The sequence below is a fragment of the Pseudomonas sp. URMO17WK12:I12 genome, assembly GCF_000514395.1.
GTDB lineage: Bacteria > Pseudomonadota > Gammaproteobacteria > Pseudomonadales > Pseudomonadaceae > Aquipseudomonas > Aquipseudomonas mucoides.
Map to the genome: position 1 here is coordinate 375,669 of NZ_AZVV01000003.1, position 24,373 is coordinate 400,041.

Consider the following 24,373-nt stretch of genomic DNA (forward strand, 5'->3'; position numbering starts at 1 on the left):
ATGCGCGCTTGTCGTGCGATCCGTAACATTTTCTTGTTCAAAAAAATCACGCTGCGCCGAAGCCCAATAAAACCGGGGCTTCCAGCGCAGTCAATTTTTTGGAGACAACGCTACCTTGTCCGTAACCCTCCGTAACACTGGTTGGTTTTGCCACTACATAATCGGCAAATATCAGTAAAAAACCGGCGGATTTTGTCTTTACCACTACATTTCGCCAAACCTGCGTAATAGACACAGTCTGCAACTGACAGGCGGCACCCGGGGCCGCTACAATTACCGACTTTGTCGCAACGCTTGGAGCTCAACCTTCCGTGCCCGTTCTGCGTCTACCGCTTCTCCCTGCCGCGGCAGGTAAACAGCACTGGGGCAACCTGCCCGGTGCCGCCCTCAGCCTGGCCATCGCCGAGGCTGCCAGCGCTGCCAAGCGCTTTACCCTACTGCTGACCGCCGACAGCCAAAGTGCCGAGCGGCTGGAACAGGAGCTGAGTTTCTTCGCCCCGGATTTGCCCGTGCTGCATTTCCCGGACTGGGAAACCCTGCCCTACGATCTGTTTTCGCCGCACCAGGACATTATTTCCCAGCGCATCTCCGCCCTTTATAGACTGCCGGAGCTGAGCCATGGCGTGCTGGTGGTGCCCATCACCACGGCCCTGCATCGCCTGGCGCCGACCAAGTTCCTGCTCGGCAGCAGCCTGGTGCTGGACGTCGGCCAGAAACTCGACGTCGAGCAAATGCGCACCCGGCTTGAAGCCAGCGGCTATCGCTACGTCGACACGGTGTACGAGCACGGCGAGTTCACGGTGCGCGGCTCGCTGATCGACCTGTTTCCGATGGGCAGCAAACTGCCGTTCCGCATTGATCTGTTCGATGACGAAATCGAGACGCTGCGCACGTTCGATCCGGAAAACCAGCGTTCCATCGATAAAGTTGACACCGTCCGCCTGTTGCCTGCGCGTGAATTCCCGTTGCAAAAAGATGCGGTCACTCGCTTCAAGGCACGTTTCCGTGAGCGCTTCGATGTCGACTTCCGCCGCTGCCCGATCTTTCAAGACCTGAGCAGCGGGATCACACCGGCCGGTATCGAGTACTACCTGCCGCTGTTTTTCGACGACACCTCCACGCTGTTCGATTACCTGCCACAGGACACGCAAGTGTTTTCCCTGCCCGGCATCGAGCAAGCGGCGGAAAATTTCTGGAACGACGTGCGCAACCGTTACGAAGAGCGCCGCGTCGACCCGTCCCGTCCTTTATTACCGCCGGCCGAGTTGTTCCTGCCGGTGGAAGATTGCTTTGCCCGCCTGAAGAACTGGCCCCGCGTGGTAGCCAGCCAACAGGACGTGGAACCCGGTGTCGGCCGCGAGCGTTTCCCGGCGCGGGAACTGCCGAACCTGGCCATCGAAGCCAAGGCCACTCAGCCATTGGCGGCGCTGGCGGGTTTCCTTGACGAATTCCCCGGACGCGTGCTGTTCACAGCCGAGTCGGCGGGCCGTCGCGAAGTGTTGCTGGAATTGCTCGAGCGCCTGAAACTGCGGCCGAAAACCGTCGACAGCTGGCCGGACTTCGTCGCGAGCAAAGAGCGCTTGGCAATCACCATCGCCCCGCTCGACGAAGGCCTGGTGCTCGACAATCCGGCCCTGGCGTTAGTGGCCGAAAGTCCGTTGTTCGGTCAGCGCGTGATGCAGCGCCGTCGTCGCGAAAAACGCGCCGACGCCAACAACGATGCGGTCATCAAGAACCTCACTGAGCTGCGCGAAGGCGCGCCAGTGGTGCACATCGATCACGGCGTCGGTCGCTACCTCGGTCTGGCCACGCTGGAGATCGACGATCAGGCCGCCGAATTCCTCACGTTGCAATATGCCGAAGGCGCCAAGTTGTACGTGCCGGTGGCCAACCTGCACCTGATCGCTCGCTACACCGGCAGCGATGATGCCTTGGCCCCACTGCACCGTCTCGGCTCCGAAACCTGGCAAAAAGCCAAGCGCAAAGCCGCCGAACAAGTGCGCGATGTCGCCGCCGAGTTGCTCGACATTTATGCCCGTCGCGCCGCCCGCGAAGGTTATGCGTTCGAAGACCCGAAAGCCGACTACGCAACTTTCAGCGCGGGCTTTCCGTTCGAAGAAACCCCCGACCAGCAAACCACCATCGAAGCGGTACGTGCCGACATGCTCGCACCGAAACCGATGGATCGCCTGGTCTGCGGCGACGTAGGTTTCGGCAAGACCGAAGTGGCCATGCGCGCCGCCTTTATCGCGGTGCACGGCGGCCGGCAGGTGGCGATTCTGGTGCCAACCACCCTGCTCGCCCAACAGCATTACAACAGCTTCCGCGACCGCTTCGCCGATTGGCCGGTGACCGTGGAAGTGATGAGCCGCTTCAAGTCGACCAAGGAAGTAAACGCCGCGGTCGCGGACCTGGCCGAAGGCAAGATCGACATCGTGATCGGCACGCACAAATTGCTGCAAGATGACGTGAAGATCAAGAACCTCGGCTTGGTGATCATCGACGAAGAACACCGCTTTGGTGTGCGTCAGAAAGAACAGCTCAAGGCCCTGCGCAGCGAAGTCGACATCCTGACCCTGACTGCCACGCCGATTCCGCGCACGCTGAACATGGCCGTGTCGGGCATGCGCGACCTGTCGATCATCGCCACCCCGCCGGCCCGTCGCCTGTCGGTGCGGACCTTCGTCATGGAGCAGAACAAGAGCACGGTCAAAGAGGCCCTGCTTCGCGAGCTGCTGCGTGGCGGCCAGGTTTATTACCTGCACAACGACGTGAAGACCATCGAGAAATGCGCCGCCGACCTCGCCGAACTGGTGCCGGAAGCACGGATCGGCATCGGCCATGGGCAGATGCGCGAACGCGAACTCGAACAAGTGATGAGCGACTTCTACCACAAGCGCTTCAACGTGCTGATTGCCTCGACCATTATCGAAACCGGCATCGATGTGCCGAGCGCCAACACCATCATCATCGAGCGCGCCGACAAGTTCGGCCTGGCGCAGTTGCACCAGTTGCGTGGCCGTGTCGGGCGCAGTCACCACCAGGCTTACGCTTACCTGCTGACACCACCACGCCAGCAGATCACTCCGGATGCGGAAAAGCGCCTGGAAGCGATCGCCAACACCCAGGACCTTGGCGCAGGTTTCGTGCTTGCCACCAACGACCTGGAAATCCGTGGCGCTGGCGAGCTGTTGGGCGATGGGCAGAGCGGGCAGATCCAGGCGGTTGGCTTTACGCTGTACATGGAAATGCTCGAACGCGCGGTGAAGTCGATCCGCAAAGGCGAGCAGCCGAACCTCGATCAGCCGCTGGGCGGCGGCCCGGAAGTCAATCTGCGCGTACCGGCGTTGATTCCGGAAGACTATCTGCCGGACGTTCATGCTCGGTTGATTCTCTACAAACGCATCGCTTCGGCCACTGACGAAGAAGGCCTCAAGGACCTGCAAGTCGAGATGATCGACCGATTCGGCCTGTTGCCGGAGCCGACCAAGAACCTGATGCGCATCACGGCGCTGAAGTTGCAGGCCGAATTGCTGGGCATCAAGAAAGTCGACGGCGGCCCGCAAGGTGGCCGAATCGAGTTCGCGGCACAGACACCGGTCGACCCGCTGACGCTGATCAAACTGATTCAGGGCCAGCCCAAACGCTACAAATTCGAAGGTGCCACGATGTTTAAATTCATGGTGCCGATGGAGCGCTCGGAAGAACGCTTTAATACTGTAGAGGCGCTGCTTGAGCTCCTTATCCCGAAAACTGCTTGAAGGACGCCGCATGCGCCTGTTTCGTTCACTGACCCTGCTGATAACGCTGGTCGCACCCACGGCGTTTGCCGATGATCTGTATCAGATTGAAATGATCCTGGTCCGGCAAAACGCCGTACCCGCTATCATCAGCCGCGCCGCGCCAGAAGACTGGGCTGCCGGGGCGCAACCCATCAGCAAGGACAGTTTGCGTACGCCGAACCTGAATAACGAAGTGCAAAAACTCAGGGCCAGTGCTAACTACACCGTGTTGCTGCACAAAGCCTGGCAACAAACCCTCGGGGAACAAGCCAGCAAAGTGGCGATCAGCGATGGCAAGGATCAGTATGGTCAGTTCCCGATCGAGGGCACGTTGAACCTGAAACTGGGGCGCTTCACGGACGTTGATGCCGACTTCTGGGTCAACCAGATCGACGGCAATGGTATGGTCACCGCCAGCGAACGCCTCAAGCAAGAAAGCCACACCAAGAACGGCCTGCTGAACTTCCTCGACAACGGCCACCTCGGCCTGCTGATCAAGATCACCTCGCTCACCGCCCCTGCGCCTCGGCCAGTCCCCGATGAAATACCGGACTGATTGAAGTCCCTATGCCCTCGACCCTGAGTAAACCCCTGGCACCTTCCTGGGTCAGCCGATTCAAAGAACAGAGCCTGGAGCGTGGCCGCCGCTACGCGCTGGAGAATCGTGTCAGAATCGTCGAGGTCGGAGACGCCACGATCACTGCGGCGTGCGAAGGCTCTGGCGGTAATGTGTACCGTCAGACCATTCGCCTGCGCGAGTCAGCCAAAGCCACCTTGCTGATGGTCGATGCCACCTGCACCTGCCCGGTTCACAGCAACTGCAAACATTGCGCGGCGGTGTTGCTTAAAGTCCAGGAAACACTGGCCTACCCCGCAGCAGCCCAAGACGCCGACCTGCTGGAAAAACTTCAGGCCGTGCTGGAAAACCGCGGACCGAAAGCGCCTCCGCAAGTGCTTGTGGATAACGTGCAACCGGTGCCTCGCCTGTGGCTGGCGAGTGTCGAGTTCAGTGCTTTCGAACCACGCAACGGCAAAATGCAGCGTTACATTCAGCATCGCGCCGCCCTGTCGTTCAGCTATCTGGATGAGTACGTTGCCGGGCAGAAGAACACTGACATCCTGATCCGCCAGGAAACCCAGACGCTGCGGATAAAACGCCACCCGGATGTGGAACAAACCTACAGGGAACAGCTGCGAATCCTCGGCTTCAAAATCGCCACCCGGCAAAGCAAGGCCTTGCCGGAAAGTGCCGGTGAGCTCTACGAGATGGTCAACGACAGCGCCTGGCTGACGTTCACGCTCAACGAGTTGCCGAAGCTGCGCACTCAGGGCTGGGAGTTGCAGATCGATGAGGATTTCGGTTTCGACCTGACCGCGGTGGACGACTGGTACGCCACCGTCGAGCAAGCACCGGAGCGCGACTGGTTTGATCTGGAGTTGGGGATCATTGTTAACGGTGAGCGCCTGAGTTTGCTGCCGATCCTGTTGAATCTGATGCGCTCGCACACTGAAATCCTCAACCCGGAGCGCCTCGCACGACGTCGCGACGACGAGCTGATTCTGGTGAACATCCCCAATCGGCCGAACTCCGAACACGGTCCGCTGCAAGTTGCCCTGCCCTTCGGCCGCTTGAAACCAGTGTTGGCGACGCTCGGCGAGTTCTATCTGCAGGAGCCCGGCGAAACCACCCTACGTTTGAGCAAGGCGGACGCCACGCGTTTGAATCCGCTGGAAGACTTGCCGCTGCTTTGGGAAGGCGGCGAACAGATCCGAACGTTTGCCCAACGCTTGCGCGACATCAAGGACTACACCGCCACTGCACCAGAAGGTTTGAACGCGACGTTGCGTCCTTATCAGCTGGAAGGTTTGAGCTGGATGCAGTCGCTACGGCAATTGGAAGTCGGCGGGATTCTCGCGGATGACATGGGCCTGGGCAAAACCCTACAAACCCTGGCGCATGTTCTCACCGAAAAAGCGGCTGGGCGCCTCGATCGGCCCTGCATGGTGGTGATGCCCACCAGCCTGATCCCGAACTGGCTCGACGAAGCGGCGCACTTCACGCCGCAACTCAAAGTGCTGGCACTGTACGGTGCCAGTCGCAAAAAGCATTTCGACCAGTTGGCTGACTACGACCTGATCCTGACCACGTATGCGTTGCTGCCCAAGGACGTCGAACGCCTGGCCGCGCAGCCATTGCACGTGCTGGTGCTGGATGAAGCCCAGTACATCAAGAACCCCAATAGCAAGGCGGCCCAGGCAGCCCGCGAGCTGAACGCACGCCAGCGTTTGTGCCTGAGCGGCACGCCGCTGGAAAACCACCTCGGCGAGCTGTGGTCGCTGTTCCACTTCTTGCTGCCCGGTTGGCTGGGCGACGTGAAAAGCTTCAACCGCGATTACCGGGTGCCGATTGAAAAGCGTGCCAGTGAAGTCAGACTTCAGCACCTCAATGGCCGGATCAAACCGTTCCTTTTGCGTAGGACCAAGGAACAGGTCGCGACGGAATTGCCGCCGAAGACCGAGATCATTCACTGGGTCGAACTCAACGAAGCCCAGCGCGACGTGTATGAAACCATGCGCCTGGCGATGGACAAGAAAGTCCGCGACGAGATCACCCGCAAAGGGGTGGCGCGCAGCCAGATCATCATTCTGGAGGCACTGCTGAAACTGCGTCAGGTGTGCTGTGATTTACGCCTGGTCAACGATGCCGTACTGCCGACGCGTGGCAGCACATCAGGCAAGCTCGACAGCCTGATGGAAATGCTTGATGAATTGTTTGAAGAAGGTCGACGGATTCTGTTGTTCTCGCAGTTCACGTCGATGCTGGCGCTTATCGAAGTCGAACTGAAGAAACGCGGCGTCGAGTATGCACTGCTGACGGGACAAACCCGCGACCGACGCGCACCCGTGAAGGACTTTCAGAGCGGTAAGCGTCAGATTTTTCTGATCAGCCTGAAGGCTGGTGGTGTTGGCTTGAACCTGACCGAAGCGGATACGGTGATCCACTACGATCCGTGGTGGAACCCGGCGACGGAAAATCAGGCGACTGACCGGGCGTATCGTATCGGCCAGGAAAAACCGGTATTCGTCTACAAGATGATTGCCCGAGGCACGGTGGAAGAGAAGATTCAGCATCTGCAGAAAGAAAAATCCGACCTGGCGGCTGGCGTACTGGATGGACGCAAGACCGGGGACTGGAAGTTGCAGAGTGATGATATTGAAGCGTTGTTTGCGCCGTTGCCGGATAAGCTCGAAAAGCGCTGAAATTTGCGTTGCCGGTTTCATAGCCATCGCGGGCAAGCCACGCTCCCACAGGAAATCACTGAATCTGTGGGAGCGCGGCTTGCCCGCGATGGAGTCAACTCGGTGTAAAGGCTGTCTTACCCCTTCAACACCCGCGCCAACGTCGACTTCACCTTCCCCATCCCGTCATGCAACGCCTGCTCGATCTCGGCCATGGTAATCACCGCCGTCGACTTACCTGCTGCCGGATTCACCACCAACGCCAGGCACGCGTAATCCAGTTCCAGCTCACGCGCGAGTGCCGCTTCCGGCATGCCGGTCATACCGACAATGTCGCAGCCATCACGCTCAAGTCGCGCGATTTCAGCAACGGTTTCCAGCCGAGGGCCCTGGGTGCAGGCATACACGCCATGACTGCTGTAACCCACGCTTTCAGCCGCCAGCGCCGCGATCAACTGCTGACGCAACGGTTCGCTGTAGGGATAGCTGAAGTCGATGTGGGTGACGTGCTCCAGATCATCGGCGAAATAGGTGTGTTCACGGCCACTGGTATAGTCGATCAGCTGATGCGGCACGCAAAAATGCCCGGTGCCCATCGCCGCATGAATGCCGCCCACGGCGTTGACCGCGAGAATCGCTTCGGCGCCGGCCTGCTTCAATGCCCAGAGGTTGGCGCGGTAGTTCACCTGATGCGGCGGCAAACGGTGCGGATGACCATGACGCGCGAGGAACAGCACTTCCTTACCGGCGTATTCGCCGATATGAACCTCGGCCGAAGGCGGACCATAAGGAGTGTCCACCGCCAGTGACTGACGAATGCTCAGGCCTTCGAGTTGAGTCAGGCCGGTGCCACCGATAATCGCGTAAACCGTCATAACGTAAAGTCCTTATTCAATCAGTTGAGCGTCTTTGAGCGCACCGACAGCCGCCAGCCAGCGCGGGTTCTGCCGGTATTCGGTATTGGCGTAGGACTGGCCGCGCATCCGCGCAATTCGCTCCGACGGCTTGACCTTCAGGCGCTGGGCAGCGCTCAGCGCCAATTCCGCAGCGGCGCGGTCGTTGCACACCAGGCCCATGTCGCAGCCAGCGGTTAACGCAGCTTCGATACGGCTGGCGGCATCGCCCACCACATGGGCGCCGGCCATCGACAGGTCGTCGCTGAAGATCACGCCATCGAATTGCAACTCGCCGCGCAGGATGTCCTGCAACCAGCGCCGGGAGAAGCCGGCAGGCTGGGAGTCGACTTGTGGATAAATCACGTGAGCCGGCATGACAGCGGCCAATTGCTTGCTCAGTTTGGCGAACGGCACCAGGTCATTGGCGCGAATCTCGTCGAGGCTGCGCTCATCATTCGGAATGGCGACGTGGGAATCAGCTTCGGCCCAGCCATGACCGGGAAAATGCTTGCCGGTGGCCGCCATGCCGGCGCTGTTCATGCCGCGGATGAATGCGCCGGCCAAAAGTGCTGCGCGCTCGGGATCACCTTCAAATGAACGGGTGCCGACGACGGCACTGCGTTGATAATCCAGATCCAGCACCGGGGCAAAACTCAGGTCGAGGCCGACGGCCAGCACTTCGGTGGCCATGATCCAGCCACATTGCTCGGCCAGGTATTCAGCGTTCGGATTGTCGGCGATGGCACGCATGGCTGGCAGGCGCACGAAACCTTGGCGCAAACGCTGAACGCGGCCGCCCTCCTGATCCACCGCCAGCAACAGATCGGGACGAATGGCACGAATCGCGGCGCTCAACTCGCGCACCTGGCGCGGAGTTTCGATGTTACGAGCGAAAATGATCAGGCCGCCCACTTCGGGCTGGCGCAACAATTGGCGATCTTCAGCCGTCAGCCAGGTACCGGCGACGTCCACCATCAACGAGCCTTGCAGGCCAGCAGTCATAGAGATTCCTTGATAACGAGAAACCCGGCCCGCACGTATTCGCCGCCATGGGCGATGCCCGGCAGGTCGGCGATACGAATGGGGAACGGGTTCAGAACGAGAGTCGGCATGGGCGGCTAGCTTAGCGGATGTCAGCTGCCGCGCCCACCCGTGTGCGGTTAAACCTTGGCGCCAGCCGGGACTGATTTGCTACGTGGACGCAGCTGAGCGGTGGCCATGGCGGTGTCGGTCACGCCGGTTTCCGCACGCATGCCTGCGGCCAGGAACGGCACCATCAGGCGCATCACTTGCTCAATGGAGGTGTTGACGCCGAAATCGGTCTCGGCAATCGCGCGCAAGGCCTTGATCCCCGACATGCTGAACGCCGCAGCGCCGAGCATGAAGTGCACGCGCCAGAACAGTTCGATCGGCGGAATGCGCGGCGCGGCTTCGTTGACCAGCATCATGTAGCAGCGGAACACCTTGCCGTACATGTCTTCCAGGTAACGGCGCAAGTGGCCTTGGCTCTGACTGAATGCCAGACCCAACAGACGCATGAAGATAGAGAGATCGTTGCCGCTGCGTGGCTGTACCACCAGGGCTTGCTCGACGAGGATTTCCAGCAGTTCTTCGAGGGTCGGCTTGTTTTCAGGCTTGGCCTGACGCCGCTCCAGCTCTTTATCAAGGCTCAGGCAGAACGGTCCGAGGAAGCGCGAAAAGACCGCCTGGATCAGCGCCTTCTTGGAGCCGAAGTGATAGTTCACCGCCGCCAGATTGACACCGGCCTTGCTGGTGATCAGACGCAATGAGGTTTCAGCGAAACCTTTTTCCGCGAACAACTGCTCGGCAGCATCAAGAATGCGTTCAACGGTTTCCGACTGGGCCATGGCTACTCCGCCTGACAAACACTTGTTTGAAACATACGTTTCAGCCTGTGTATTGTCAAGCTTGGCCGTTCGTTTTGGGAATGGTCGGTCAGCTATTTAACCATACAACGGCAAAGCTTCAATCAGCGGGTCGCTCGACCGTCCGGCGGTCGATAAAAAAAGGGGCATTGCCAAGACGCTTCCACTGTATATAATCCCAGTCACTGTATAAAAAGACAGAGCGACCAAAATGCTAAAGCTGACGCCACGCCAAGCAGAGATTCTGGCCTTCATCAAACGCTGCCTCGAAGACAACGGCTACCCGCCGACTCGCGCGGAAATCGCTCAGGAACTGGGCTTCAAATCACCCAACGCAGCGGAAGAACACCTTAAGGCACTGGCCCGCAAAGGCGCCATCGAGATGACCCCGGGCGCTTCCCGTGGCATTCGTATTCCAGGTTTCGAAGCCAAGGCTGATGAATCCACCCTGCCGATCATTGGTCGAGTGGCTGCCGGCGCTCCCATTCTGGCCCAGCAGCACATCGAAGAGTCCTGCAACATCAACCCTGCTTTCTTCCATCCGCGCGCCGACTATTTACTGCGCGTTCATGGCATGAGCATGAAGGATGTCGGTATTTTCGACGGCGACCTGCTGGCCGTACACACCACGCGTGAAGCCCGTAACGGCCAGATCGTGGTCGCACGTATCGGCGATGAAGTGACGGTCAAGCGCTTCAAGCGTGATGGCAGCAAGGTCTGGTTGATTGCCGAAAACCCTGAATTTGCCCCTATCGAAGTGAACCTGAAAGATCAGGAACTGGTGATTGAAGGCTTGAGTGTCGGCGTGATTCGCCGCTAAAGGAGGCTTTATGCAGTTCCCACACACATCACAGCAAGCCCAACTGCCACTGTTCGAGGCATTCATGGCGCAACCCCTGGCGCCGATCCTGAAAGACGTGGTCGAGTCGCCCTGGAGCGCCGAGCCCGAAGTCTTCAGTGAGCTGTCGCTACGTGGTGCAGCGGGAAACTGCCTGAACCTTCTGGCACCGATTCTCAGGGAATTGAGCCAAGACCAGGACGCACGCTGGCTGACACTGATTGCCCCACCAGCGAGCCTGACCCAGGCCTGGCTGCGGGACGCCGGCCTCAATCGCGAACGCATTCTGCTGCTGCAACCTCGCGGCACCCAAAGCGCTCAGCAGTTGACCTGCGAAGCCTTGCGCCTGGGCCGCAGCCACACAGTGGTCAGCTGGCTCAACCCATTGAACACAACATCACGGCAACAGTTGATCAGCGCCGCCCGGACCGGGGACGCACAGAGCTTGAACATTCGATTGGGTTAACAGAGAAACAATGCGCGCCTTGATCTGCGCAAGGCTTCTCCAAGGATAGAGAAGCCGACCTGTAGCGGTACCCGTAAAAACCGACGGGCGGGATCAATGAAGGACGCGAGTTCCCTGATCCTTTTCAAATTCGCCTTCAACCAGGCGTCCCGCCATCTGAACGCCGACGCTCAACATCGCCTTGGCGACTTCCACGTACTGGCCTTGCAGGAACGCCTTGGCATCCTCGGAGAAATCCAAAGTAACCAGAGAACCCTCGTCCTCGGCCCTGCGCAACTCGATACGGCCGTCTGGTAACTCGACAATTTCTAGAAAGGACGTTGGCATAAAGGTCTGTTCTCCACGAAAGGCGGGGATTATATAGGCATCGGTCAGGCTTCGCTCAGCAAGTTGACCAGATGTCATGGCAATGAAATATCTTTTTGCACTCATCCCTGAGCGGACACCCTGTCGGGGCATCCGTCTTTACGCTTAATCCTTCAGCACTCGTTCAATCCTTCGCGAAACCGGATCGCCAGACCTTTCAGGTTCTGACGCCAGCTTTCCAGCTCTTCCCGGCTCAATTCTTCAGGCGCCTCTTCTGCATCCAGGTTAACGGCCAGGATCAGCGGCTGAGTCACGTCGCCTTTAGGCTTGTGCGGCGCGCGCGGCGGTTGAAACAACGCCGCATGGGCCGCCAGCAATTTGGCCAACCAGGTTTCAGGGTTTTGCGCGAGCTCGACCATCTCCGCCATTTCAGGAATCGCGATGGCTTCGAGGACTTCGCGAGTTAGCAACAACTCAGCCCGAGGCGCATTGGCCTGTGGCAAGCGATAGAACCCGGCGATTTCATGGCACAGCCCCAGCAAGGCACCGTACAGGTGAAACAACGCCGATTCGCGCCCCGCCTGGATCAGCGCCAGCGAGTTCATTGCCCGCCCCTCTTCTGCCTTGGCGAGCGCTTCCAGCGACAGGCCGGCGAAATAAATCTTCTGATTGGTACGGGTATAAAGTTCGTGGGCCATGACGGCAGCCTCCACAACGAAATAATTGCTTCACGCAGGTCAGACAGTGTCGTGGATCACCCGCGGCGACCGCAAGCACAAAACAAAAAGGCCGCATGAAAACCCGAGGGTTGTCATGCGGCCTTTTGTGTACTGCTCTATTTAAGCCTTGGCTGCCGGACGCTTGTCTTCAACCGTCCACTTGCCGCCGTCGTAGTACGCCTTCCAGCCAGTCGGCTTACCGTCGACTTCTGTCTGCACATACTGCTCTTTGGTCTTGCGGCTGTAACGGATCACGGAAGGGAGACCGTCCGGATCTTTCTTCGGCGCTTCACAGAGGAAGTGGTACTTCGGATCGATCTCATCCTTGTGCGGCACAATTTCCATGACCAGCGGAGCACGAGTCTCGCGGTTTTTCGGGAATTGGCTGGCCGCCAGGAACAGGCCGGAAGCCCCGTCGCGCAGGATATAGGTGTCGTTGACCTTCTCGCATTTCAGCTCAGGCATCTTCACCGGGTCCATCTTCGGCGGCGCCGCGTCACCGCTCTTCAGCAGCTTGCGGGTGTTCTTGCAAGTCGGGTTGGTGCAACCGAAGAACTTGCCGAACCGGCCGGTCTTGAGCTGCATCTCGCTGCCGCACTTGTCACATTCCAGGCTCGGACCTTCATAGCCTTTGATGCGATAGGTGCCCTCTTCGATTTCGTAACCCGAGCAATCCGGGTTGTTACCGCAGATGTGCAGCTTGCGCTTCTCATCGAGCAGGTAAGCGTCCATCGCTGTGCTGCAGATCGGGCAGCGATGCTTGCCACGCAGCACCAGGGATTCCGATTCACCCTCGTCGTCCGCGGCGATTTCATCACCCGGCACCAGGTTGACGGTGGCCTTGCAGCGTTCTTTCGGCGGCAGGCTGTAACCCGAGCAGCCGAGGAACACGCCAGTCGACGCCGTACGAATCTGCATTGGACGGCCGCAGGTCAGGCACGGAATGTCGGTCATGACCGGCTGGTTGGCACGCATGCCGTTTTCGGCGCTTTCGGCTACTTCGAGTTTTTTCTTGAAGTCACCGTAGAACTCGTCCAGCACGTTTTTCCAGTCACGTTCACCCTGGGCCACGTCATCGAGGTTCTCTTCCATGCCGGCGGTGAAGCCGTAGTCCATGAGGTTGGAGAAGCTCTCGGACAGACGCTCGGTGACGATGTCACCCATCTTTTCCGAATAGAAACGACGGTTGTGCAGCGCGACGTAGCCGCGGTCCTGGATGGTCGAAATGATCGCCGCGTAGGTCGAAGGACGACCGATGCCGCGTTTTTCCATTTCTTTAACCAGGCTTGCTTCCGAGTAACGTGCAGGCGGCTTGGTGAAGTGCTGGGTCGGATCAAGCTTGATCAGCTTCATCGCGTCGCCCTGAGCCATGTCTGGCAGCACGTCGTCATCGCCCGGCTTGGCAATTTGCGGCATCACACGGGTGTAACCGTCGAACTTGAGGATGCGGCCCTTGGCACGCAGCTCGAAATCGCCGGCACCCACGGTGACGGTGGTCGACAGGTATTGCGCCGGCAGCATCTGGCAGGCGAGGAACTGGCGCCAGATCAGCTCGTAGAGCCGCTCTGCATCACGCTCCATGCCCGACAGCTTGCTTGGCTCGGTGTTGGCGTCGGAGGGACGAATCGCTTCGTGAGCCTCTTGTGCGCCTTCCTTGCTACTGTAGACGTTCGGGGTTTCCGGCAGGTACTTCTTGCCGAATTCGCCTTCGATATAAGTGCGCGCCATCGTCACGGCATCGGCCGAGAGGTTGGTGGAGTCGGTACGCATGTAAGTGATGTAGCCGGCTTCGTACAGACGCTGGGCCATCATCATGGTTTTCTTCACGCCGAAGCCCAGGCGGTTGCTCGCTGCCTGTTGCAGGGTGGACGTGATGAACGGAGCCGACGGCTTGCTGCTGGTCGGTTTGTCTTCGCGCTTGGCGATGCTGTAGCTGGAAGCTTTGAGCTTTTCCAGTGCAGCCATGGCCTGGGCTTCGTTAAGCGGCTTGAAGGCCTCGCCTTTCTCGCGCGCCACGTCAAAGCGCACAGTTGCGCCTTTGGCGGTGCCGAGGTCAGCGTGGACCTCCCAGTATTCTTCCGGATTGAACGCGCGGATTTCGCGTTCGCGCTCAACCACCAGTTTTACCGCAACCGACTGCACGCGACCGGCGGACAGGCCACGGGCGATCTTGGCCCACAGCAGAGGCGAAACCATGTAACCCACCACGCGGTCGAGGAAACGACGCGCCTGCTGGGCATTTACACGGTCAATGTCCAGCTCGCCCGGCTTGGAGAAGGCTTCCTGAATCGCCTTCTTGGTGATTTCGTTGAACACCACGCGCTTGTAGCGGCTGTCGTCACCACCGATGGCTTCGCGCAGGTGCCAGGCAATGGCTTCCCCCTCGCGGTCCAAGTCGGTTGCGAGATAGATGGTGTCAGCATCTTTGGCGAGCCGGCGCAGCTCTTCGATGACTTTTTCCTTGCCCGGGAGGATCTCGTACTTGGCTTTCCAGCCATGATCGGGATCGACACCCATGCGCGAGACCAGCTGCTTGCGCGCTTTCTCTTTCGGCGTGAGCACCGGACCTTCACCCGCGGCAGCCTTGCCGCGCTTGGCGGCTGGCTCTTTGCTGGCGCTAGCCGAACCGCTGGTGGGCAGGTCTCGGATATGGCCGATACTCGACTTCACCACGTATTGGTTACCCAGATACTTGTTGATGGTCTTGGCCTTAGCCGGGGATTCCACAATGACCAGCGATTTGCCCATGGATCAGAAAATTCCTGAATTCTAGAAGTGAAAGGCGGTTGGCGCCTGACGCGGCACCGCTATATATAGTGGCTACAAGGTGAGGTCAAGCGCAGGGTTTTGCGCGCACTCAACTTATGGCTACGAAAAAAGGCTCGGTTCGGCTTGCACCAAAGCAAAGCGTGGCACCTGTTCGCCGTCAACTTCGACCGACTCCAGGAACATGCTCAAGGGACGCACCCAAAAGCCGTAATCGCCATACAGGGCTTGGTAGAAGACCACTTCTTCTTCGGTTTCCGAATGCCGCGCGACACTGAATACGCGGTACTGCGGACCTTTGTAATGTTGGTAGAGCCCAGGTTGTATCGGCATGGTTTGGCCCTCACTCAAATCTTTTCAAAATAAAAACAAAAATAATTTCAGAAAAACAAAAACCGGGGCACTTGGCCCCGGCTTCCGTCAACGGATCGCTTAAACGCGTTCGAAGACGGTGGAGATGCCTTGGCCGAGACCAATGCACATGGTAGCCACCCCGAAGGTGCCGCCATTTTGCTTCATCACGTTCAACAGCGTGCCGGAGATACGCGCACCGGAGCAACCGAACGGGTGACCCAGGGCGATTGCGCCGCCGTGCAGGTTAACCTTCTCGTTCATCTTGTCGAGCACTTTCAGATCTTTCAGCACTGGCAGGGCCTGTGCGGCGAAAGCTTCGTTGAGCTCGAAGAAGTCGATATCGTTAATGCCAAGTCCCGCGCGCTTCAGTGCTTTTTGTGTAGCCGGTACTGGACCATAGCCCATGATTGCCGGATCCACACCTGCCACTGCCATCGAACGAATCACGGCCATAGGCTGGATGCCCAGGTCCTGAGCACGCTGCGCCGACATCACGATCATGCACGAGGCACCGTCGGTGATTTGCGACGAAGTACCTGCAGTCACGGTGCCGCCCTTCGGATTGAACGCTGGCTTCAGAGCCGCCAGGCTTTCCAGGGTGGTTTCCGGACGAATGGTTTCGTCGTAATCGAACAGTTTCAGGAAACCGTTCTCGTCGTAGCCCTGCATCGGGATGATTTCGTCTTTGAACTTGCCTTCCAGGGTCGCCTTGTGGGCGAGCTGGTGGGAGCGCACGCCGAAAGCGTCCTGTTGTTCGCGAGTGATGCCGTGCATTTTGCCCAGCATTTCAGCGGTCAGGCCCATCATGCCCGAGGCTTTCGCCGCGTACAGAGACATGTGCGGGTTCGGATCGACACCGTGCATCATGCTCACGTGGCCCATATGCTCGACGCCGCCGACGACGAACACGTCACCGTTGCCGGTCATGATCGCTTGCGCAGCAGTGTGCAGCGCGCTCATCGACGAGCCACACAGGCGGCTGACGGTCTGACCGGCAGCAGTGTGCGGGATCTGAGTCATCAGGGACGCCATGCGCGCGATGTTCCAGCCCTGTTCCAGGGTCTGGTTTACGCAGCCCCAGATCACGTCTTCGACTTCGTTCGGGTCAACCTTGACGTTGCGTTCCAGCAATTTGCTGATCAGGTGCGCCGACATGTCTTCGGCGCGGGTGTTGCGGTGCATGCCGCCCTTGGAGCGGCCCATCGGAGTACGACCGAAGTCGACAATCACGACGTCTCTTGGATTCAAGCTCATAAAATTTCACTCTCGCTCAAGTGTTGGGACGCTTAACCGAAGAACCGTTGGCCGGTTTTGGCCATTTCACGCAGTTTGGCGGTCGGGTGGTACAGCGCGCCCAAATCAGCGTACTGGTCAGCCAGGGCAACGAACTCGGCAACACCGATCGAATCGATGTAGCGCAGCGCACCGCCACGGAATGGAGGGAAACCAATACCGTAGACCAGACCCATGTCGGCTTCGGCAGCGGTTTCGACGATGCCGTCTTCCAGGCAACGCACGGTTTCCAGGCACAGCGGGATCATCATCCAGTTGATGATGTCTTCGTCAGTGACTTCGCGCTGCTCGTAAACGATCGGCTTGAGCACTTCCAGCACCGATGGGTCGGCGACTTTCTTCTGCTTGCCGCGCTTGTCAGTCTCGTAGGCGTAGAAGCCCTTGCCGTTCTTCTGGCCCAGGCGTTTGGCTTCGTAGAGCACGTCGATCGCGGTACGGCGGTCGTCTTTCATGCGGTCCGGGAAGCCCTCAGCCATTACGTCACGACCGTGGTGACCGGTGTCGATGCCGACCACGTCCATCAGGTACGCCGGGCCCATTGGCCAGCCGAATTTTTCCATGACCTTGTCAATACGGACGAAGTCCACACCGGCGCTGACCAGTTTGGCGAAACCGCCGAAGTACGGGAACAGTACACGGTTGACCAGGAAGCCCGGGCAGTCGTTGACGACGATCGGGTTCTTGCCCATTTTCTTGGCGTAGGCAACGGTGGTGGCAACAGCCAGCTCGCTGGACTTCTCGCCACGGATCACTTCAACCAGCGGCATCATGTGCACAGGGTTGAAGAAGTGCATGCCGACGAAGTTTTCCGGACGCTTGAGAGCTTTTGCCAGCAAGGTGATGGAAATGGTCGAGGTGTTAGACGCGAGGATGGTGTCCTCTTTGACCTTGTCTTCGACTTCAGCCAGCACGGCTTGCTTGACCTTAGGATTTTCGACGACCGCTTCAACCACCAGGTCCACGTGACCGAAATCACCGTAGGACAGGGTCGGACGAATGCCGTTGAGCACTTCAGCCATTTTTGCGGCGGTCATGCGACCTTTATCAACGCGGCCGACCAGCAGCTTGGCGGCTTCAGCCAGGCCTTGCTCGATGCCGTGCTCGTTGATGTCCTTCATCAGGATCGGCGTCCCTTTGGAGGCCGACTGATAAGCGATACCGCCACCCATGATGCCGGCGCCCAATACGGCAGCCTGCTTCACGTCTTTGGCGATTTCGTCGTAGGCCTTGGCCTTTTTCTTCAGTTCCTGATCGTTCAGGAACAGACCGATCAAGCTCTGCGCGGCAGAGGTCTTGGCCAGTTTGACGAAACCGGCGGCTTCAACTTCCAGCGCTTTGTCGCGACCGAAGTTCGCGGCTTTCTGGATGGTCTTGATCGCTTCAACCGGTGCCGGGTAGTTCGGGCCAGCCTGACCGGCTACGAAACCTTTGGCGGTTTCGAAAGCCATCATTTGTTCGATTGCGTTCAGCTTCAGCTTTTCCAGCTTCGGTTGACGCTTGGCCTTGTAGTCAAACTCGCCGGAGATGGCGCGCTTGATCAGTTCCAGGGCCGCTTCCTGCAGTTTCTCAGGGGCAACCACTGCGTCCACTGCGCCGACTTTCAGCGCGTCTTCAGGACGGTTTTCTTTGCCTGCAGCAATCCACTCGATGGCGTTGTCGGCACCGATCAGGCGCGGCAGACGCACAGTGCCGCCGAAGCCCGGGTAGATGCCCAGCTTGACTTCCGGCAGACCGATCTTGGCCTTGGTGGACATGACGCGGTAGTCCGCCGCCAGGCACATCTCCAGACCGCCACCCAGGGCGATACCGTTGATCGCGGCGACAGTCGGGACGTTGAGGTCTTCGAAATCGCTGAAAATCTTGTTGGCTTCCAGATTGCCAGCAACCAGCTCGGCATCAGGCAGCTTGAAATTTTCGACAAATTCGGTGATGTCGGCGCCGACGATGAACACGTCCTTGCCACTGCTGACGATCACGCCCTTGATCGAAGCATCTGCCTTGATGGTGTCCACAGCCTGACGCAGTTCGTTCAGGGTTAGACGGTTGAACTTGTTGACGGACTCACCCTTGAGGTCGAATTTCAATTCGACGATGCCACTTTCAAGAGCCTTAACCGTGATGGCTTTACCTTCGTAAATCATCAACTGATCTCCACGATATGGAAGCTGAACAGTACACGTCGGACGCAGGCGAATGGCTCGGCAGGACGTTAAACGTCAATGCTACGCCAATCCACCCGGCACACCCTCCAACGCGATAGTCGGGATTCTGTAGGAGCGATCTGAAATACAAACGCTCAATTCATACGCCCGTTTGATTTGGGTACGCCACCTTCACGGAATTTCCGACAATTGTCAATCGCCCAAAATACGGGTTGAAACGCGACTTTGCGGTCACTTCCGTACTGCGAAGATCTTCAACACGCAGATGCATGTGAACTCATTCATAGAATCAATAGTTAGAAAAGTCGCCCTAATTCGCTGCAGCCCGCGTTTAACAAGCTACGCTGGCATGAACCTGAAGAAAAAAGATGAACGCGCTGGGTGAATGTCCGGCGTAAGATCAGCCCTACAGCGAATTACCGGCCTGCCTGGCCAACCCCAGCCCGATGATGATGTCGGGCTTTTTATTGCCTGTCTGTCAGACCCGTCGCGCCATTGCAGCGCGAAATATCCTTACTTTACGCCAGCGCTTTCAGCACCGCGTCAATGTCCTGCAAAACAGTCGCCTCGCCCTTCTCGCCCCAATACAAGGTAACCATTTGCTTGTCCGCCTCGATCTTGTAGACGTTGGCTGGCAATTTTTCAAAATGATTGAGCAACGCTCGATCCTCGCAAACCTCCTGCCACTGATTCACCCATACGCCTGGTGATTTTTGCCAGTAGCTCCAGCATGCAGGCTGATTGCCACGGCGTGGCCGATGGTACTGCGCACACGGGCTCGGCGGCTCCTGGCTCAGCCAGTGCGGCCATTCCTGAGGCGCCAGCTGCATGGCCAGGCCCATGCGTCGTGCCTCCATGCGCAGGGCCATGCGCCCGCTCTGACCACGTGACGGTCGCAACCATGCCAGCGGACTCAGCACCACCAGCAGGATTGACACCACTATCCAGACCGTCATATCTGTACTCCCGATTCTTGATGGGCGCTTTGGGTCACTCTGGAACCATTGCGCTTGAAACCAGCCATACTTACCAATATTGCAATCCTCAGGAGGAGCACCTCATGCCCTACAACCATATTCTGGTCGCTGTAGATCTAACCGAAGAGTGCGACCCTGTAATCCACCGCGCTCGCGAGCTGGCGGTGAGCAACGGGGCGAAATTGTCCCTGGTGCACATTGTCGAGCCAATGGCCATGGCCTTTGGTGGCGACGTGCCGATGGACCTGTCACAACTGCAACAACAGCAGTTCGATCAGGCCAAGGAGCGCCTAGAGCGCCTGAAAGCCAAATACGCAGAGCTTGAAGGTGCCAACTGCCACCTGACCTATGGCCAGCCACGCCAGGAAATCCATCATTTCGCCAAGGAAAACCACTGCGACCTGATCGTGGTCGGCAGCCATGGCCGCCATGGCCTGGCGCTGCTGCTCGGGTCGACCGCCAATGATGTGCTGCACGGTGCACCTTGCGACGTACTGGCGGTACATCTGATCAAACGCTGAAACGCTCCCACATTTGATCTGCATCAGCCTGTAGCTCGCGTTACATATGAAAAGCCCGACGCTCATCACTGAACGCCGGGCTTTTTTTGTTACGGGATCAATCAGGCATCCAGCTCGGCCCAGCGCTCGACCATCACGTCCAGCTCGGCCTGCAACTGCTCCAGCTGCGCAATCACCGCGGCCGTCTCGGCAGCAGGACGCTGATAGAAACCGGCATCGGCCATTTGCGCTTCAACCGCCGCAATCTGCTGTTCCATGGCTTCGATCTGAGCCGGCAGCATTTCCAGCTCACGCTGATGCTTGTAGCTAAGCTTCTTCTTAGCCACCGGTGCTTCAGCAGCTGCAACGACAGGTGCTGCCTGCGCCGTTACAACCGCGGAGGTCAGGTCGGCCTTGCCGGATTTGCTCTCGGTCACGCCCAGCAGGCGCGGCGAACCGCCCTGACGCAGCCAGTCCTGATAACCACCGACGTACTCGCGAACCTTGCCTTCACCTTCGAAGACCAGGGTGCTGGTGACCACGTTGTCGAGGAATGCCCGGTCGTGACTGACCATCAGCACGGTGCCGTTGAAGGTCAGCAAGACCTCTTCCAGCAGTTCGAGGGTTTCAACATCGAGGTCGTTGGTCGGTTCGTCGAGGACCAGCAGGTTCGCCGGCTTGCTGAACAGCTTGGCCAGCAACAGACGGGCACGCTCACCACCGGACAGCGCCTTGACCGGCGTGCGGGCACGCTGCGGGCTGAACAGGAAGTCACCGAGGTAGCTCAGCACGTGACGGCTCTGACCATCGATATCGATGAAGTCGCGACCTTCGGCCACGTTGTCGATCACAGTCTTTTCCAGGTCCAGCTGATGGCGCAACTGGTCGAAATAGGCCACGTCGATGCGCGTCCCCTCTTCCACTGTGCCGCTGGTTGGTTGCAGACCACTGAGCATCAGCTTCAGCAGTGTGGTCTTGCCGGTACCGTTGGCGCCGAGCAGACCGATACGGTCGCCGCGCGTCAGGACCATCGAGAAATCCTTGATCAGGAACGGGCCACCCGGGTGAGCAAAGCTCACGTTCTCGAGGACCATCACCTGCTTGCCGGACTTGTCAGCGGTGTCCAGCTGAATGTTGGCCTTGCCGGTGCGCTCACGGCGCTCGCTGCGCTCGACGCGCAAAGCCTTCAATGCGCGGACGCGGCCTTCATTACGGGTGCGACGGGCCTTGATGCCCTGGCGGATCCAGACTTCTTCCTGGGCCAGCTTCTTGTCAAACAGCGCGTTGGCGGTTTCTTCAGCGGCCAGCGAAGCTTCTTTGTGCACCAGGAAACTGGCGTAGTCGCCGTTCCAGTCGATCAGGCCACCGCGGTCCAGTTCGAGGATGCGCGTCGCAAGGTTTTGCAGGAATGAACGGTCGTGCGTGATGAACAGCACGGCGCCCTGGAAATCCTTCAGTGCTTCTTCGAGCCAGGCAATGGCACCGATGTCCAGGTGGTTGGTCGGTTCGTCGAGCAGCAGCAGGTCCGGTTCGGAGACCAGGGCCTGAGCCAGCAGGACGCGACGACGCCAGCCGCCGGACAATTCGGCGAGAGTCTTGTCGGCCGGCAACTGCAGACGGCTCAACGTACTGTCGACCAGTTGCTGCAAACGCCAGCCATCGCGGGCTTCGAGGTCATGCTGGACGTGCATCAGTTTGTCCAGGTCGGCGTCGGTGACGATGTTCTGGCTCAGGTGGTGATACTGCGCGAGCAGCTCGCCCACACCGTCCAGGCCCTCGGCAACCACGTCGAACACGGTCCGCTCGTCGGCCACCGGCAATTCTTGCGGCAATTCGCCAATCTTGAGGCCAGGTGCACGCCAAACGGAGCCCTCGTCGGGCTTCTGGTCGCCCTTGACGAGCTTCATCATGCTGGACTTGCCAGTGCCGTTGCGGCCGATGATGCACACCCGCTCACCACGGGCGATCTGCCAGGACACCTTGTCCAACAACGGCATAGCGCCGAAAGCAAGGGACACATCGCTGAATTTGAGCAGGGTCATGAGCTTCTCCAAAAACCGGGGGCGCATTCTACCTGACTTGAGGCTTCAGAAGGCCGGCAATTTCACTCTCGAAGCACTCTGCATAACAAATGTTACGAACTTGGGCTGACAGGCCTGCAAAGCTTTCGCCCGTTGCTGGCAAAAGGCTAAGCTACAGATTATTCAGTGCAGGTAATCCCGCACTTGTCTCATGATTTCTCTGCCCGGACGTCTCATGCGCAGTCGCCTTTTCAGTCTTTTATCTTGCTTGCTACTTTCTGCTACTGCCGTTCAATCAGCGCAGGCAGTGGACCTGTCCACCCAGCGCCAATATTACGATGAAGCCAAGCGCGCCCTGGCCAAAGGCGATACCGGTCCTTACTTTCGCTACAGCCAGGCCCTCAGTGATTACCCGCTGGAGCCGTACCTGGCCTATGACGAGTTGACCGCCCGTCTAAAAACCGCCAGCAATGCCGAAATCGAGAAATTCCTCGCCGACCACGGTGACCTGCCGCAAGCCAACTGGATGAAATTGCGTTGGTTGCGCTGGCTGGCCGACCGTGGCGACTGGGCGACCTTCGTCAAGTATTACGACCCCAAGCTCAATTTCACCGAACTGGACTGCCTGAATGCGCAGTATCAGATTGGCCACAACCAGAAGGCTGAAGGCTATGCCAACGCCAATAAGCTGTGGCTGACCGGCAAATCCCAGCCCGCCGCCTGCGACGCGTTGTTCGGGCAATGGGCTGCCGAAGGTCAACTGACCGAGCAAAAACGCTGGGAGCGCGCCAAGCTCGCCGCCCAGGCGCGCAATTATCCACTGGCCAACAGCCTGGTTAACGGCCTGACCACCCTCGCCCCTCGCGGACGACTGCTGATCGATGTGGCGCAAAAGCCCGAGCTGCTCAACCAGCCTTCGCGCTTCACCCCGGCTGACGAACCGATGTCCGACGTGGTCAGCCTTGGCCTGCGCCGCCTGGCCAAGCAGGACCCGGACAAGGCCATGGACTTGCTCGACGGTTATGCCAGCAGCATGCACTTCTCTCGCGATGAAAAAGTGGCGATCGCCCGGGAAATCGGCCTGACGCTGGCGCGACGCTATGACCCTCGTGCGCTTGATGTCATGACCAAGTACGACCCGGAACTGCGCGACAACACCGTGTCCGAATGGCGCCTGCGCCTGCTGCTTCGCCTGGCTCGCTGGGACGACGCCTATCAGTTGTCTCGCCGCCTGCCACAGGACCTGGCGACCACCAACCGCTGGCGCTACTGGCAGGCCCGCGCCCTTGAGCTGGCGCAGCCACAGAACCCGGAAGCGCAGACGCTGTACAAGAGCCTTGCCCGCGAACGTGATTTCTATGGCTTCCTTGCCGCCGACCGCTCGCAGCTACCGTACTCGCTACTCAACAAACCGCTGGTACTCAGCCAGGCCACCATCAATAAGGTGCGCAATACGCCAGGTATACGTCGAGCACTGGAGTTCCACGCCCGCGGGCAGGTCGTCGACGGTCGCCGCGAGTGGTATTACGTCAGTCGTCACTTCAACCGTGACGAAATGGTCGCCCAGGCGAAACTGGCCTATGACCTGAAATGGTATTTCCCGGCGATCCGCACCATCAGTCAGGCGCAGTACTGGGACGATCTGGACATCCGCTTCCCGATGGCCCACCGCGAAACCCTGGTCCGCGAAGCCAAAGTACGCGGCCTGCATTCCAGCTGGGTGTTCGCCATCACGCGCCAGGAAAGTGCTTTCATGGACGACGCCCGCTCAGGCGTCGGCGCCAGCGGCCTGATGCAACTGATGCCCGGCACCGCCAAGGAAACCGCACGCAAGTTCAGCATTCCGCTGGCCTCGCCGCAGCAAGTGATCGACCCGGACAAAAACATCCAGCTCGGCGCCGCGTACCTGAGCCAGGTCCATGCCCAGTTCAACGGCAACCGCGTCCTCGCCTCCGCCGCCTACAACGCCGGTCCCGGCCGCGTGCGCCAGTGGCTGCGCGGCGCAGACCACCTGAGCTTCGACGTCTGGGTGGAAAGCATCCCGTTCGACGAAACCCGTCAGTATGTGCAGAACGTGCTGTCGTATTCGGTGATCTACGGGCAGAAGCTCAACTCGCCACAGCCGCTGGTGGATTGGCATGAACGGTATTTTGATGATCAGTGATCC

The 24,373-nt window shown here is 59.0% G+C and carries 18 protein-coding genes; 7 read left to right on the plus strand and 11 right to left on the minus strand.

What is annotated here, in order from left to right; all coding sequences use genetic code 11:
- The first annotated feature begins 311 nt into the window (after positions 1-311).
- Genes mfd through D882_RS0102010 form a run of 3 tightly spaced genes read left to right on the plus strand, consistent with a single transcriptional unit; the run spans position 312 to position 7,043 of the window.
- Positions 312-3,761 (plus strand): transcription-repair coupling factor, encoded by a 3,450-nt coding sequence (mfd, locus tag D882_RS0102000; RefSeq protein WP_027921679.1) that lies wholly within the window; start codon positions 312-314, stop codon positions 3,759-3,761.
- Between the two features lie 10 nt (positions 3,762-3,771).
- Positions 3,772-4,338: a CsiV family protein gene (locus D882_RS0102005; RefSeq protein ID WP_027921680.1), complete on the plus strand. Its 567-nt coding sequence runs from the start codon at positions 3,772-3,774 to the stop codon at positions 4,336-4,338.
- Between the two features lie 11 nt (positions 4,339-4,349).
- Positions 4,350-7,043 carry a DEAD/DEAH box helicase gene (locus D882_RS0102010; protein ID WP_027921681.1) on the plus strand — a complete coding sequence of 898 codons (2,694 nt, stop codon included), beginning with the start codon at positions 4,350-4,352 and terminating at the stop codon, positions 7,041-7,043.
- 116 nt (positions 7,044-7,159) lie between these two features.
- On the opposite strand, the gene D882_RS0102015 is transcribed toward D882_RS0102010, so the two are convergent.
- The 3 genes from D882_RS0102015 to D882_RS0102025 form a co-directional block, all read right to left on the minus strand.
- Entirely contained in the window at positions 7,160-7,897 is a 738-nt protein-coding gene (locus tag D882_RS0102015) for an S-methyl-5'-thioinosine phosphorylase (protein WP_027921682.1), read from the minus strand.
- 12 nt (positions 7,898-7,909) lie between these two features.
- Positions 7,910-8,908 (minus strand): beta-N-acetylhexosaminidase, encoded by a 999-nt coding sequence (gene nagZ, locus D882_RS0102020; RefSeq protein WP_172825946.1) that lies wholly within the window; start codon positions 8,906-8,908, stop codon positions 7,910-7,912.
- A 170-nt stretch (positions 8,909-9,078) separates the two neighbouring features.
- Positions 9,079-9,786, minus strand: coding sequence for a TetR/AcrR family transcriptional regulator (locus tag D882_RS0102025; RefSeq protein ID WP_027921684.1), 708 nt, complete (start codon positions 9,784-9,786; stop codon positions 9,079-9,081).
- Positions 9,787-10,015: 229 nt separating this feature from the next.
- Here D882_RS0102025 and lexA point away from each other — a divergent pair, with 229 nt between their 5' ends.
- Both lexA and sulA read left to right on the plus strand, forming a co-directional pair.
- Positions 10,016-10,624, plus strand: a complete 609-nt coding sequence (gene lexA, locus D882_RS0102030) for a transcriptional repressor LexA (protein WP_007944149.1) — start codon at positions 10,016-10,018, stop codon at positions 10,622-10,624.
- Positions 10,625-10,634: 10 nt separating this feature from the next.
- A complete protein-coding gene (gene sulA, locus D882_RS0102035) occupies positions 10,635-11,108 on the plus strand; it encodes an SOS-induced cell division inhibitor SulA (RefSeq protein ID WP_027921685.1) in 474 nt (157 codons plus the stop codon).
- A 93-nt stretch (positions 11,109-11,201) separates the two neighbouring features.
- On the opposite strand, the gene D882_RS0102040 is transcribed toward sulA, so the two are convergent.
- From D882_RS0102040 to D882_RS0102070, 7 genes are all read right to left on the minus strand, one after another.
- Positions 11,202-11,435: a hypothetical protein gene (locus D882_RS0102040; RefSeq protein WP_027921686.1), complete on the minus strand. Its 234-nt coding sequence runs from the start codon at positions 11,433-11,435 to the stop codon at positions 11,202-11,204.
- 152 nt (positions 11,436-11,587) lie between these two features.
- On the minus strand, positions 11,588-12,112 hold the full coding sequence (locus D882_RS0102045; RefSeq protein ID WP_027921687.1) for a DUF6586 family protein: 525 nt from the start codon (positions 12,110-12,112) through the stop codon (positions 11,588-11,590).
- A 141-nt stretch (positions 12,113-12,253) separates the two neighbouring features.
- Positions 12,254-14,881, minus strand: coding sequence for a type I DNA topoisomerase (gene topA / locus D882_RS0102050; protein WP_027921688.1), 2,628 nt, complete (start codon positions 14,879-14,881; stop codon positions 12,254-12,256).
- 120 nt (positions 14,882-15,001) lie between these two features.
- Positions 15,002-15,232 (minus strand): DUF1653 domain-containing protein, encoded by a 231-nt coding sequence (locus D882_RS0102055; protein WP_027921689.1) that lies wholly within the window; start codon positions 15,230-15,232, stop codon positions 15,002-15,004.
- Positions 15,233-15,331: 99 nt separating this feature from the next.
- On the minus strand, positions 15,332-16,507 hold the full coding sequence (gene fadA / locus D882_RS0102060; protein WP_007944141.1) for an acetyl-CoA C-acyltransferase FadA: 1,176 nt from the start codon (positions 16,505-16,507) through the stop codon (positions 15,332-15,334).
- Positions 16,508-16,539: 32 nt separating this feature from the next.
- Positions 16,540-18,687, minus strand: a complete 2,148-nt coding sequence (gene fadB / locus D882_RS0102065) for a fatty acid oxidation complex subunit alpha FadB (protein ID WP_027921690.1) — start codon at positions 18,685-18,687, stop codon at positions 16,540-16,542.
- Between the two features lie 539 nt (positions 18,688-19,226).
- Entirely contained in the window at positions 19,227-19,664 is a 438-nt protein-coding gene (locus D882_RS0102070) for a hypothetical protein (protein WP_027921691.1), read from the minus strand.
- A gap of 104 nt (positions 19,665-19,768) precedes the next feature.
- On the opposite strand from D882_RS0102070, the gene D882_RS0102075 reads away from it, so the two are divergent.
- On the plus strand, positions 19,769-20,206 hold the full coding sequence (locus tag D882_RS0102075) for a universal stress protein (protein ID WP_027921692.1): 438 nt from the start codon (positions 19,769-19,771) through the stop codon (positions 20,204-20,206).
- Between the two features lie 101 nt (positions 20,207-20,307).
- Here the strand turns inward: D882_RS0102075 and D882_RS0102080 are convergent, their stop codons facing one another.
- Entirely contained in the window at positions 20,308-22,227 is a 1,920-nt protein-coding gene (locus tag D882_RS0102080; RefSeq protein WP_027921693.1) for an ATP-binding cassette domain-containing protein, read from the minus strand.
- A 214-nt stretch (positions 22,228-22,441) separates the two neighbouring features.
- Between D882_RS0102080 and D882_RS0102085 the strand changes: the two genes are divergently transcribed.
- A complete protein-coding gene (locus tag D882_RS0102085; protein ID WP_027921694.1) occupies positions 22,442-24,370 on the plus strand; it encodes a transglycosylase SLT domain-containing protein in 1,929 nt (642 codons plus the stop codon).
- Positions 24,371-24,373 lie beyond the last annotated feature (3 nt).

Coding starts and splice junctions, on each gene's coding strand:
- topA (WP_027921688.1), bottom strand. CDS start 14,881: ATGGGCAAATCGCTGGTCATTGTGGAATCCCCGGCTAAGGCCAAGACC.
- D882_RS0102010 (WP_027921681.1), top strand. CDS start 4,350: ATGCCCTCGACCCTGAGTAAACCCCTGGCACCTTCCTGGGTCAGCCGA.
- D882_RS0102055 (WP_027921689.1), bottom strand. CDS start 15,232: ATGCCGATACAACCTGGGCTCTACCAACATTACAAAGGTCCGCAGTAC.
- fadB (WP_027921690.1), bottom strand. CDS start 18,687: ATGATTTACGAAGGTAAAGCCATCACGGTTAAGGCTCTTGAAAGTGGC.
- D882_RS0102025 (WP_027921684.1), bottom strand. CDS start 9,786: ATGGCCCAGTCGGAAACCGTTGAACGCATTCTTGATGCTGCCGAGCAG.
- fadA (WP_007944141.1), bottom strand. CDS start 16,507: ATGAGCTTGAATCCAAGAGACGTCGTGATTGTCGACTTCGGTCGTACT.
- D882_RS0102005 (WP_027921680.1), top strand. CDS start 3,772: ATGCGCCTGTTTCGTTCACTGACCCTGCTGATAACGCTGGTCGCACCC.
- D882_RS0102045 (WP_027921687.1), bottom strand. CDS start 12,112: ATGGCCCACGAACTTTATACCCGTACCAATCAGAAGATTTATTTCGCC.
- D882_RS0102075 (WP_027921692.1), top strand. CDS start 19,769: ATGCCCTACAACCATATTCTGGTCGCTGTAGATCTAACCGAAGAGTGC.
- D882_RS0102015 (WP_027921682.1), bottom strand. CDS start 7,897: ATGACGGTTTACGCGATTATCGGTGGCACCGGCCTGACTCAACTCGAA.
- D882_RS0102085 (WP_027921694.1), top strand. CDS start 22,442: ATGCGCAGTCGCCTTTTCAGTCTTTTATCTTGCTTGCTACTTTCTGCT.
- lexA (WP_007944149.1), top strand. CDS start 10,016: ATGCTAAAGCTGACGCCACGCCAAGCAGAGATTCTGGCCTTCATCAAA.
- D882_RS0102040 (WP_027921686.1), bottom strand. CDS start 11,435: ATGCCAACGTCCTTTCTAGAAATTGTCGAGTTACCAGACGGCCGTATC.
- D882_RS0102080 (WP_027921693.1), bottom strand. CDS start 22,227: ATGACCCTGCTCAAATTCAGCGATGTGTCCCTTGCTTTCGGCGCTATG.
- D882_RS0102070 (WP_027921691.1), bottom strand. CDS start 19,664: ATGACGGTCTGGATAGTGGTGTCAATCCTGCTGGTGGTGCTGAGTCCG.
- sulA (WP_027921685.1), top strand. CDS start 10,635: ATGCAGTTCCCACACACATCACAGCAAGCCCAACTGCCACTGTTCGAG.